Here is a 12,769-nt window from a genome sequence, read left to right as displayed (position 1 = left end):
AGACCAGCACCTGGGCGGGCGGAGGTCTGGGCGAGAACGGCAGGAATAAGACGCGCCAGTTCTTTTCTTTTGCGGGCTGGTGCCACCAAGGTTAGCAGAGACTCAGGCTAGCGGGGTTTGACCAGCTCCAGCGGTAGCGGCGGACCCTTCTTCCTGGTGTTTGCGGGGTCTGAAGAAGCACTGTCGGCGGTGGAAAGCGGTGGCAGGGAATCCGTATACAGCTGGAATTTATTTTTACCGTGACGCTTGGCGTGGTACATCGCCATATCCGCCTTCTGCAAGATGGCTTCCAGGGTATCTCCCTGCTCATTGACGGCCACAACCCCCACACTCATGGTCACAGACACCAGGTGCTCGTCGATTTTCACCGGCTGCGCCACCGTATTGAGCATTTTTTCCGCCAGTATGCGGTAAGCATCGGGGTCCTTGAGATCCCGCACGAACACACAGAATTCGTCGCCACCAAGGCGCGCGACAATATCGCCGCAGCGCATGGCGCTAAGTAAACGCCGGGCGATCACACACAACAGCTCATCCCCCCCCTGGTGTCCGAGGCTGTCGTTGACCTGCTTGAAGTCATCCAGATCAATAAAAAACAGATAGCCCCGTTCGCTCACCGACGCAGGCTGATAGCGGCATAACTCCAGATAAAACTCCAGCTGCTCGAGCAGACTGTAGCGATTGTCCAGCCCGGTGAGACTGTCGTGCATGGCGATCCGCTCCAGCTGTGCAGTCTTGCGGCTCACCATATCGTTCATATCTTCCAGCTGGTCACATACGGTCAGCCCGGTGTTGTCCAGTACGTCCAGCTCATCGTATCGATCCAGCGGCTTGTGCACCGGGCGGATCAACTGGCGGGCATCGCTGAAGCGACCGTTGGTCAGCAGTGGCAGGGCCTCTGCCAGGCGCCGCAGGCGCACGATCGGTCGCCACAATGCACCAGCCACCGCGGCACTGAAGATCAGCGCTCCCAGGACCGAAAACAGCAACAATAACTGCACGGATTCTTCGATGTGCGATACCTGACTGGAGACATCCTCCACAAACACAAACTGAGCCCCGTCCTCGTCCACATCCACACTCATGGTCCGGATATCAAACTGGCGGTTATCGAATTCGAATGCCCGCGCGTGTTTCAGGCCAGCGAGTTCGCCCATCTCCGCAGCCAACCGATTCAACAGCGGCAAGGTGCGCTCGCGGGAAGTCAGCGCCAGCACATCCCGCCGCCAGTTGCCGAGATAGCGAGCGTCTGGCTCCGGGGGCGCCTCCGCGCGAACAGCGGACAATATGCCTATATCCGAACCGGTCATTTCCCGGAAGCGTCGCATCTGCCGGGACAGGGTGCGATCCACCTGCAACACGTAATCTCCACCACGTGCGCGCATAGGCACGGACAAGCTCTGCACACAGATGAGATCACAGCGCATCAGCTCAAGAGACTGGCCACTGAGGAGTACCTGACTCAGCTGTTCCGCCGTTAAATTGCCGTGAGGGGACCCCCAACTCAGCACAGGTTCTTCCGCGGCATCGTAAATTTTGAGGGAGTGCAGGTCCCAGCTCTGTTGCAACAACTCCCACTGCCGGTCCAGAGCACTGCTCAACTCATCGCGGGAAGACAGGCGACCGCGAGGGCTAAGGGCAATCAACTCCGCCAACCGCGACAGCTCCTGGCGCGACTCCTGCAGCAGCCCGGATACCTGAAACTGGAAATTGAGATGGCGATGCTCGCGATTTTTCGCCAGCAGGGACTGCAGGCTGCCATTGCCCAGCAGAATGAAAAACAGGCAGATGGCCACCACAAGCAGCAGGGAAAAAAGACAGGCTTTGAAGCGCAGGGTATTCAGATTTGCCAATGGCAACACGATCGGACCCCCATCCTTAGGGTTTGATACGGCCGGGTCAGGCTCCTTGTCACAGGGTGCGACGACCTTTTGCGACTGCGTTGCCGCTACGTTGCAGCTACATTACTACTAGCATGGCGGCCCGCCGCACGATATCCGCGACGCTATTCTGGTAAGACTTCAGTGACAGACTTCCAGTACAGAAGAGCCACCGGCTACACCTTTAATTATCCAGTCATTATGGCGCACATCTGCCGCGGCGCCGGGGTTTCTGCCGCCTACCAGAACAAAATAACGCCAAATGCACCAAAACAGGATATCTGTCACAAATATGCCGCTCCTCCAGCACACCTTTAACCTGCCTGGCCACCAATTGCTCGTAAACACTCTCGTTGCTAAGATGCGCGCCGGCCACAGCCCCGTAACAGCGGGACGCTGCGCTGGCTGATCAGCAATTGGGCAGTAAAAGTCTGCCACACCAGAATTGCCGGATACCGCCTACAGGAACTTCCGGTGACTGGAACCAACAGTCAGGAATGAGACGGATCGATACACCTGATCCGCTTTGCTATTTTTTACCGGTACTTTTCCCGGCAGCCAGTGGTCAAGACTTTCGGCATGGACCACCAGGCGCCGGCAACACATTCAGTGTTTACAGGAATCCACCCATCATGACCCAGCCTTCCCTCAAGCAGTTGGAACAGCACGACGCCTTTATCCGCCGCCACATCGGCCCGGACGCCGCGCAAACCCAGGCCATGCTCGACACCCTCGGTGTTGCTACCCTGGATGAACTGATTGAAAAGACCGTTCCCGCCGCCATCCGCAAGTCAGACGCACTGAACCTGGCGGAGGCCGTGGACGAGCAGGAAGCGCTGGCGGAACTGAAAGCACTGGCCAGTCGCAACAAGATTTTCCGCACCTTTATTGGTATGGGCTACCACGACACCATCACCCCCAACGTGATCCTGCGTAACGTGCTGGAAAACCCGGGCTGGTATACCGCCTACACCCCCTACCAGCCGGAAATCGCACAGGGCCGCCTCGAAGGCCTGCTGAACTTCCAGCAGATGATCATGGACCTGACCGGCATGGAACTGGCCAACGCCTCCATGCTGGACGAAGGCACCGCCGCTGCCGAAGCCATGGCGATGTGTAAGCGCCAGGTCAAACGCAACAAATCCAATACCTTCTTTGTCGATGAAGACTGCCACCCGCAGACTATCGCCGTGGTAAAAACCCGCGCAGAGCACTTCGGCTTTGACGTACTGGTAGGCAACCCGGAAACCGACCTGCCGGAAGAATTGTTTGGCGCCCTGTTCCAGTACCCCGGCTCCACCGGCGTGGTGCGCGACCTCACCGACCTCATCGCCAAGGTCCACGCTGCGGACGCACTGGTGACCGTGGCCGCTGACCTGATGAGCCTGGTTGCCCTGAAAGCGCCGGGTGAAATGGGCGCAGACGTGGTGGTCGGCTGCAACCAGCGCTTCGGTATCCCCATGGGCTACGGCGGCCCGCACGCCGGTTTCTTCGCCTTCCGCGAAGCTTACAAGCGCTCCGCCCCCGGCCGTATCATCGGTGTTTCCGTGGACAGCAAGGGCAAGCGCGCCCTGCGTATGGCCATGCAGACCCGCGAGCAGCACATCCGCCGCGAAAAGGCCAACTCCAACATCTGTACCTCCCAGGTACTGCTGGCAGTAATGAGTGCCTTCTACGCGATCTACCACGGTCCCGAAGGTCTGAAGACCATCGCCGCGCGTATCCAGCGCCTGACCGACATCCTGGCCGCAGGCCTGCAGCAGTCCGGTTTCAACCTGACCCATGACAGCTGGTTCGATACCCTGGCCATCAACGTGGGCGACAAACAATCTGAAATCTTCGCGCGCGCCATCGCCGCCGAGATCAACCTGCGCAAGGTCGGGAACGACGCGCTGGGTGTAAGCCTGAACGAAACCACCAAGCTGGCGGACATATCCGAGCTGCTCGCCGTATTTATCGGTGGTGACCACAACCTGGACCTGGGCAAGATCGACAGCGATCTGGTCGCCAAAGGTGTTGCCGGTGTTCCTTCCGCCCTGCAGCGTACCAGCGACTTCCTGACCCACCCGGTCTTCAATACGCACCACTCGGAGACCGAGATGCTGCGCTACCTGAAGACTCTGGAGTCCAAAGATATCGCCCTCAACCACAGCATGATTCCGCTGGGTTCCTGCACCATGAAGCTGAACGCCACCGCGGAAATGATCCCGGTGACCTGGCCGGAATTCGGCAAGCTGCACCCGTTTGCCCCGGCAGACCAGGCCGAAGGCTACCGCGAAATGTTCACTCAGCTGGAAGCCATGCTGGCGGAATGTACCGGTTACGACGCGGTGAGCCTGCAGCCGAACGCCGGCTCCCAGGGTGAATACGCCGGACTCGTTGCGATCAAGAAATACCTGGAAGCCAAGGGCGAAACCCAGCGCGACATCTGCCTGATCCCGGCGTCCGCGCACGGTACCAACCCAGCTTCCGCCATGATGGTCAGCATGAAGGTGGTCGTGGTTGCCTGTGACAACAAGGGCAACGTGGACATCGCCGACCTGAAGGCGAAAGTAGAAGAGCACGGCGACCGTATCGCCGCACTGATGGTCACTTACCCGTCCACTCACGGTGTATTCGAGGAAGGCATTCGCGAGATTTGCGAGCTGATCCACAATGCCGGCGGCCAGGTATACATCGACGGCGCCAACATGAACGCCCTGATCGGTGTAGCGGCTCCGGGCAAGTTCGGTGGTGACGTATCCCACCTGAACCTGCACAAAACCTTCTGTATCCCCCACGGTGGTGGCGGCCCCGGCATGGGCCCGATCGCCGTTGGTGAGCACCTGAAACCTTATCTTGCCGGCCACCCGGTAACCGAGGTTCCGGGCAATGATCCGGTGAACGGCACCATTTCTGCCGCGCCCTGGGGCTCCGCGAGTATTCTGCCAATCAGCTGGATGTATATCCGCATGATGGGTAAAACCGGCATGAAGCTGGCGACCGAGACCGCGATCCTGAACGCCAACTACGTGGCCAAGAAGCTCAGCGCCCACTACCCGCTGCTGTACAAAGGCAGCAACGGTTTCGTGGCTCACGAGTGTCTGATCGACCTGCGCCCGCTGAAGGAAGCCAGTGGCATCACCGAAGAAGATATCGCCAAGCGTCTGATGGACTTCGGTTTCCACGCGCCCACCATGTCCTTCCCGGTTGCCGGCACTCTGATGATCGAGCCGACCGAATCCGAAGCCCAGGAAGAGCTGGATCGCTTCGTGGAAGCGATGGCGATCATCCGCCAGGAAGCGGAAGACGTGGCCAGCGGTAAGTACACCGCGGAAGACAATCCGCTGCACAACGCACCGCACACTCAGGACGACATCATGGCCGACGAGTGGGCTCACGCCTACAGCCGCGAAGTAGCCGGTCGCCCGGCGGCCTGGCTGAAGCACCACAAGGTGTGGCCGGCCTCCAACCGGATCGACAACGTATACGGAGACAGAAACCTGATCTGCTCCTGCCCGCCGGTTGAGAGCTATATGGACTAAGAGCTATATGGACTAATTGTCCCAACAAAAAAAACCGGAGCACTGCTCCGGTTTTTTTATGCAACCTACACCGGTATGCAACTTACGCCGAAAAGAGTCAGCTCGCAAAAACCGGGCGCTTGCGGTACCAGCGCGCCACACCAATCGCAAGTACCAGCACACTCAACACCACCACACCGGCGAAAATTTCCACCGAAGTCTCACTTACACTACCCGCCCAACCCGCTTCCGGCATGACACCGGTCATCCGGTAACTGATCGCCGCCATACCGGTGTAGTGCATACCGCACACAGCCACCCCCATCACCAGTGCACTCGCAAATTTTTGCAACCCGCCCTGCATATTGAAGGCCATCCACAGTGCTGCAAACGAGGCCACTACGGCAATGATTACGGAGATAAGGATAATATTCAGGTTGTAACTGACTTCCGCCGGCATCAGCATGGCAGCCATTCCGTAGTAGTGCATACCAGCGACACCGGCTCCCATAAACACCGCGGCGGGCAACAGGCGATCGATACTGAATCGGCCTGAACCGCAAACCCACATACCGAAGGTGCAAGCCGCAATCGCAATCACCAGAGACACCGCTGTACCCCAGACGTCATAGGCCATTCTCATTTCCGTCTGCAGTGCCAGCATACCCACAAAGTGCATCGACCAGATGGCACCACCGCCCAGTGCCAGCCCGGCGCAAAGTATCGCGGTGCGCCGCTGCGCCCGGGTCGCCGCTGCCGGGATCGCCGTCACCAGCTGTAGTGCTGCGAAAGATCCCAAAACAGAAATGACATAAGAAACGAAAACAATCGAAAGATTGTATTGAGAGAGCATGACTGGATTCTCCGAAAACACCTGAGAGTAATATGAGGATAAGAGACGCAGAAGATCAGCTGCGCGGAATGACTAGTTTACGCAGAGAAACACGAAACAGATTACCGGCGACATCATATCAAGAGGGAGCCGCCATAGCGCTGCTGTTGCCAACAAGTAAATCAAATTGCCTGTAGCGATTGCACGTTGACTGGAAAGGGAAACACAAATCGCAAAAGCCAATCACTCCCGGCTCAGCGCATCACGACACTCGCCACGCACCTCCCCACCCTGCCGCGAGACAACCCGGTCAATGACGAAATAACCATCCCGGCAAAAGCGCGTCTCCTTCAGTTTCAAATCCAGCGCGTGATCGAAATCCAGCATCTGCCGCCGCTGCCCGTGAGCCATTCCGACACCGCTCGGCATATTGCCCCCCATTGACGGGCGCTCGGTAAATGGCCCGGGAATGGCCGGTATTGCCGATTCCAGTGAATAGGTAAAGCGCTTGGATCCATTGGCAGAAATTTCGGTGTGGAAGGATTCTTTCAGTCCGGGGTTTGGGGCAGATGGTTTACTGGCACAGCCTGTCAGAGCCAATAAAGCAGAAATGGTGGCGATATAACGGATAAACATTCATTCCCCTTTTGTAGCTTCTTGTAGCTTCTTATTTTGTCACCCCGACCCCGAGCCGGGATCCGACGGTCACAATACTTGGGCCGGTTTAGTTCCGCAGGAGCCTGCCTGCAGGCGAACAGTACCGAGCGCTGGGGCATTCGCCTGCAAGCAAGCTCCTACAGTCTAGTGCGGGTAACCGGGTTATTTAAATACCACGGTACGGTTGCCGTGGATAAACACCCGCTCTTCCAGAACCAGCTGCAGCGCGCGACTCAGCACCTGCTTTTCCACATCGCGCCCGGCGCTGGCCATGGATTCCGCGGAATAACCGTGGTCCACATGAATCACGTCCTGCTCGATGATCGGCCCTTCATCAAGGTCATCGGTAACAAAATGCGCAGTGGCACCGATGATCTTAACGCCCCGCTCGAAAGCCTGCTGATAGGGCTTGGCGCCGATAAATGCGGGCAAAAATGAATGATGGATATTGATGATGCGGTTTTTATAGTGGGCCACAAACTCGGGAGTGAGCACTCGCATATATTTGGCGAGAATCAGATAGTCCGGCTGGAAGCTGTCCACCAGTTCGGCGACCTGCTCTTCGTGCTGCGTGCGTTCCAGGTCCTCCGCTGGCAGCCAGTAAAAAGGAATATCAAATTTTTCCACCAGTGACTGCAAGTTGTTGTGGTTGCCGATCACCGCTGCGATCTCCACATCCAGCGCCCCGGAATAACACTTCATCAGAATATCACCCAGGCAGTGCGACTCCTTGGTGACCATCAGTACCACGCGCTTGCGGCCGCTGGCCACCAGCTTGCGCACGGCCCCGGTTGGCAGTGCCAGATCCAGGTCTTCCAGCAGCGTGGTATCGTTGAAATTCCCCTCCAGCGCCGTGCGCATAAAGAAGCGTCCCTGGGCGCGGTCGACGAACTCGTCGTTCTTGGTGACGTTCAACTGGTGCTTGTAACAGATGTTGGTGATCTTGGCGATCAGCCCTTTGGCATCCGGGCAGTCCGTTAGCAGTATCTTCTTTTCCATGGGCAAAAATCAGACTAATTATTCAGACTGCTGACTATACACTATGTGCATTCGTGCACCTGCCTCGCAGGTTATTAATCGATCATTTTGGGGAGAAAACCGGAACATTTATGGACAAGCAACTCTTCGGCGAGCACCTGGCCACACTGCGCAAGCGCTACGATGAGATTCTCGAACAGTGCGGTTTCGAGACCCTTAACGTTTTCAGTGGCGCGCCCTCGGTGCAGTTTCTGGATGACAATTACTACCCGTTCCGGGTCAACCCCCAGTTCAAGGCCTTGGTACCGATTACCGACAACCCGCACAGCTGGGTGATCTATCGCCGCGGGCAAAAGCCCAAGCTGCTGTTCTATCGCCCGGTGGATTTCTGGCACTATGTGCCGCCGGCCCCCCAGACCTTCTGGAGCGACGAATACGATATCGAGCTTCTGGCCAAGCCCGATGAAGCAAAAGTATTTCTGAGCGGAGAAAACGCTGCGTTTATTGGTGAAACCGGCAAACTGGAAGGCTGGGACATCGGCGAGCGCAACCCGCAGCATCTGATCGATCGCCTGCACTGGGCCCGGGCCTACAAGACGCCGTACGAATTCGCCTGCCTGCGGGAAGCCAACCGCATCGCCGTGCGCGCGCACAACGCCGCGGAAGACGCCTTCCGTGCGGGGGCGTGTGAGTTTGAAATCAACCTCGCCTATATGAAGGCCGCCGGCCAGGGTGAAGGTCGCCTACCCTACGGCAATATCGTAGGTCTGAACGAGCACGGTGCAATTCTGCACTACACGCACCTCGGCACCGAGCCACTGCCGGAAAGCGAGCGCCGCAGCTTCCTGATCGACGCCGGCGCAGACTGCAACGGCTACGCGGCAGATATCACCCGCACCTATGCCTACCGCGACGGAGTATTCGCAGAGCTGGTTGCGGCAATGGACGAGAAAGAACAGCAACTGGTAGCGGGGCTGAAGCCGGGCACCTCCTACGTGGACCTCCACCGCGAGTGCCACCTCAAGATTGGCCAGCTGTTGCAGCAATTCGGGATCATCAAAACCGCCCCGGAAAGCGCCGTAGAGTCCGGCCTCACCAACACCTTCATGCCCCATGGCCTCGGCCATTTCCTCGGCCTGCAGGTACACGATGTCGGTGGCCACCAGACAGGGCCAGAAGGTGGCAAGATACCGCCACCGGCGGAATACCCCTTCCTGCGCACCACCCGCACGATTGAAGAAAACCAGGTTTTCACCATCGAACCCGGCCTCTACTTCATCGAGAGCTTGCTGGCAGACCTGAAAGAATCCCAGCTCGCGGATGAAGTGAACTGGGACAAGGTGGAAAAGCTGCGCCCGTTCGGTGGCGTGCGCATTGAAGACAACGTCATCGTGCATGCAGATAGCATTGAGAACATGACGCGGGATTGCTATTAAAAAATTGTGAACCGCCCTGCAGGAGCCTGCCCACAGGCGAACATGTCCGGAGCTGCGGACGGTTCGCCTGCAGGCAGGCTCCTACGATTCGAGGGGTATCAGTAATCGAGAGGTATCACGCGATTTCGGCGCGCACGGTGCGGGTGGCTTCCACCATATTCAACAGCGCCGCCCCCACTTCCGACCAGCTACGGGTCTTCAAGCCACAATCCGGGTTCACCCACAATTTTTCCTGCGGAATCACCTCCAGCAACTGCCGCAGACGGCTTACCAACTCCGGGCGCTCCGGCACATTGGGCGAGTGGATATCGTAAATTCCCGGACCTATTTCATTCGGATAGCCGCCCTGATTGTCTAACGCGGAACCTCCGGCAAACGCCTGCAGCAAACGCAAATCCGATCGCGCAGACTCGATGGTGATCACATCTGCATCCAGCGCCACAATCGCATCCAGGATCGCGTTGAAGTTGGAATAGCACATGTGCGTGTGGATCTGGGTTTCCGCCTGAACTTCACTGCAGCAATAACGGAAACAACCCACCGCCCAATCGAAATATTCCCGGTGCTCGGATTCCCGCAGCGGTACCCCTTCGCGCAGAGCCGGCTCGTCGATCTGGATGATGCCAATACCCGCCGCTTCCAGATCCTGCACTTCCTGACGCAGCGCCCGGGCAATCTGTAAACAGCTTTCCGCGCGGGGAATATCTTCCCGTGGGAAAGACCAGTTCAGGATGGTTACCGGGCCAGTGAGCATACCTTTTACCGGCTTCTTACTCAGGCTCTGTGCATACTGACTCCACTGCACCGTCATCGGATTTGGACGGGAAATATCGCCGGCAATAATCGGCGGTTTCACACACCGGGATCCATAGCTCTGCACCCAGCCATTACCGGTATGGATAAATCCGTCCAGTTGTTCGCCAAAATACTCCACCATATCGTTGCGCTCGGCTTCGCCGTGAACCAGTACATCCAGCCCCAGAATTTCCTGGCGACGAATGGCCTCGGCAATTTCCGCGCGCAGATGATCGTGGTAGTCCTGCGCAGAAATTTCCCGATTGCGAAACTGCTTGCGCACCAAGCGCAATACATCGGTCTGCGGGAAAGAGCCTATGGTGGTTGTCGGCAACGGCGGCAACTGCCAACGGTGTTTCTGCACTTCGGCCCGCTCCGGATATTTCTGCGCGCGCCAGGTATCGGCAAGCTCCGCCACAATCTCGGCCTGCGGGCGGCTCTCGGTAGCCGTAACCGCCTCCAGTCGCCCGGCACCCGGCTGCAACGCCTGCTGCAGGCTACCCAGTTCGGTCAGCTTCTGACGGCTGTAGGCGAGCCTGGTTTTTTGCGCTGCCGGCAATGTGGTTTCGGTTTCCAGATCAACCGGCGTATGCAACAACGAGCAGCTGGCAGAAAGCCACAGGCGGTCGCCGAGCTTTTCCGCCACTGGCTGCAACTGCTGTTGCCAGCGCGCGAGATCCGTTCGCCATACATTGCGGCCGTTAATTACACCAACGGAGAGTACCTGGTTGTCGCGCAGCGCTTTTACCGCAGGCACCAGTTCTGCCGGCGCCCGCACCGCATCAATATGCACACCATCCACCGGCAGGTCGAACGCCAACGGCAGGTTTTCCCGCAGGGGAGAAAAATAGGTCGCCAGTAGTAACTTGCTGCCCGAGGCTTTGCCGAGCACCTCATATGTGGGCGCGAATGCGTCGCGCCACTGGACGGGCAGATCCAGCCCCAGAATCGGCTCGTCGATCTGCACCCACTGCGCAGCTGCGCTTGCCAGCTTCGCCAGTAATTCCTGGTAACGGGGCAGCAGTCTGGGCAGCAGGCTCAGAGCATTATCCACTCCCCGCCCCAACCACAGGTATGTCAGCGGGCCAATGATCACCGGCTTGACGTTGTGACCCAGCTGTTGCGCTTCCCGCACCTCTGCCAGCAGCCATTCCGGGTCAAGGGTGAACTCCTGATCGGCAGTAAATTCCGGTACCAGGTAGTGGTAATTGGTATCAAACCATTTGGTCATGGCGCTCGCTGCCACCGGCTCACCGGAGGGGGCTCGGCCACGGGCCAGCCGGAAGTACTGGTCCAGCTTGTTGTCTGCCGCTCCCCTGGCAAAGCGCTCTGGCACCACACCGAACAACAAGGAGTGGTTGAGTACCTGGTCGTACCAGGCAAAGTCCCCCACAGTGGTCAGCGCCAATCCCGCACTTTGCTGGGCCCGCCAGTTCTGGCTGCGCACCTGCGAGCCAACCGCCAGCAGTGCCTGCTGGTCGATACTGCCTTTCCAGTAGGCTTCCTGTGCCCTTTTCAGCTCACGCCGGGCACCGATACGTGGGTAGCCGAGGATATGTGTTTGAGCCATTTGTTGTCCCTTCTTACTTCCGTTGATGATTTATCTGCGGGGGAGCGCTGGACGCCGGCATGACGAGCACCCCTAAATTCGGAGTTGATTCTGCAGCCGGGATCATATTCAATCAATTTCATATTTTTTGCTAAAAACATGAAAAAATCTAAACATGATCGAACTGAGGCACCTGAAAACGCTTACCACCCTGCGCGAGACCGGCAGCATGGTGCGTGCGGCGGAACGCCTGCACCTAACCCAGTCCGCCCTTTCCCACCTGTTCCGGGAAATGGAAGACCGCCACGGGCAAGCGCTGTTCATACGCAAGTCGCGCCCCTTGCGCTTTACCAGTGCGGGCCTGCGATTGCTGCAACTGGCGGATGATGTGTTGCCAAGGGTAGCCGTCGCGCAACGGGATATTGCGCGGTTGGCGTCCGGGCAGGCCGGGCGATTGAACATTGCGATCGAGTGTCACAGCTGTTACCAGTGGCTGATGCCCACCCTTGATGCCTATCGCGACGACTGGCCCGAGGTGGAACTGGACCTCTCCAGTGGCTTCCACTTCGCCCCCCTGCCCGCACTGATGCGCGGTGACCTGGATCTGGTGGTTACCAGCAATCCCGATCCTTCGTTGAAGGGGGTGCATTACGAGCCGCTGTTCAGCTTTGAAATGTGCCTGGCGGTCAGCCGCAAACACGCACTGGCGGAACGGAAATGGGTAAGCCCGGAAGACCTCACCAATGAAGTACAGATCACTTACCCGGTGGAGCGGGAGCGGCTGGATATTTTCCAGCACTTTCTGGAGCCGGCCGGCATCGAACCGGCCGCGGTGCGAACCGTAGAGCTGACGGTTATGATGGTGCAGCTGGTCGTCAGCGGCCGAGGCGTCTGTGCACTGCCAAACTGGGCGCTTTACGAATATTTACAGAAAGGACTGGTGAATCAACTTAGACTGGGAAAAAACGGTCTCTGGAGTACACTCTACGCCGCGGTGCGGGAAGAAATGCTGGAACAGGCATTTCTGCGAGATTTTTTCGAAACCGCACGAACCACCTGTTTTAATACATTGAACGGTGTACGCGCAGCCGGCTGATACCCCGCACGGCTGTCAAAAATAACCAATAAGGAACACTAGG

8 protein-coding genes are annotated in these 12,769 nt (G+C 58.0%); 3 read left to right on the top strand and 5 right to left on the bottom strand.

Annotation, left to right across the window (positions count from 1 at the left end; genetic code table 11):
• Positions 1-107 precede the first annotated feature (107 nt).
• Complete coding sequence (locus PVT68_RS16830; RefSeq protein WP_280320126.1) at positions 108-1,862, bottom strand: diguanylate cyclase domain-containing protein; 1,755 nt, start codon at positions 1,860-1,862, stop codon at positions 108-110.
• 650 nt (positions 1,863-2,512) lie between these two features.
• On the opposite strand from PVT68_RS16830, the gene gcvP reads away from it, so the two are divergent.
• Positions 2,513-5,404, top strand: coding sequence for an aminomethyl-transferring glycine dehydrogenase (gene gcvP / locus PVT68_RS16825; RefSeq protein ID WP_280320124.1), 2,892 nt, complete (start codon positions 2,513-2,515; stop codon positions 5,402-5,404).
• 97 nt (positions 5,405-5,501) lie between these two features.
• Here the strand turns inward: gcvP and PVT68_RS16820 are convergent, their stop codons facing one another.
• The 3 genes from PVT68_RS16820 to purU all read right to left on the bottom strand — a co-directional run bounded on the left by PVT68_RS16820 (position 5,502) and on the right by purU (position 7,871).
• Complete coding sequence (locus tag PVT68_RS16820; RefSeq protein ID WP_280320122.1) at positions 5,502-6,236, bottom strand: MHYT domain-containing protein; 735 nt, start codon at positions 6,234-6,236, stop codon at positions 5,502-5,504.
• A 222-nt stretch (positions 6,237-6,458) separates the two neighbouring features.
• Positions 6,459-6,851 carry a hypothetical protein gene (locus PVT68_RS16815; RefSeq protein WP_280320121.1) on the bottom strand — a complete coding sequence of 131 codons (393 nt, stop codon included), beginning with the start codon at positions 6,849-6,851 and terminating at the stop codon, positions 6,459-6,461.
• Positions 6,852-7,034: 183 nt separating this feature from the next.
• Positions 7,035-7,871: a formyltetrahydrofolate deformylase gene (gene purU, locus PVT68_RS16810; protein ID WP_280320119.1), complete on the bottom strand. Its 837-nt coding sequence runs from the start codon at positions 7,869-7,871 to the stop codon at positions 7,035-7,037.
• A gap of 110 nt (positions 7,872-7,981) precedes the next feature.
• On the opposite strand from purU, the gene pepQ reads away from it, so the two are divergent.
• On the top strand, positions 7,982-9,286 hold the full coding sequence (gene pepQ / locus PVT68_RS16805; RefSeq protein WP_280320117.1) for a Xaa-Pro dipeptidase: 1,305 nt from the start codon (positions 7,982-7,984) through the stop codon (positions 9,284-9,286).
• Between the two features lie 115 nt (positions 9,287-9,401).
• Here the strand turns inward: pepQ and metE are convergent, their stop codons facing one another.
• A complete protein-coding gene (gene metE, locus PVT68_RS16800; RefSeq protein ID WP_280320115.1) occupies positions 9,402-11,651 on the bottom strand; it encodes a 5-methyltetrahydropteroyltriglutamate--homocysteine S-methyltransferase in 2,250 nt (749 codons plus the stop codon).
• Between the two features lie 154 nt (positions 11,652-11,805).
• Between metE and PVT68_RS16795 the strand changes: the two genes are divergently transcribed.
• Entirely contained in the window at positions 11,806-12,726 is a 921-nt protein-coding gene (locus PVT68_RS16795) for a LysR family transcriptional regulator (protein WP_280320113.1), read from the top strand.
• Positions 12,727-12,769 lie beyond the last annotated feature (43 nt).

Origin of the sequence: Microbulbifer bruguierae, from assembly GCF_029869925.1 — a bacterium.
GTDB lineage: Bacteria > Pseudomonadota > Gammaproteobacteria > Pseudomonadales > Cellvibrionaceae > Microbulbifer > Microbulbifer bruguierae.
This window is presented reverse-complemented; position numbering and strand designations above follow the sequence as displayed.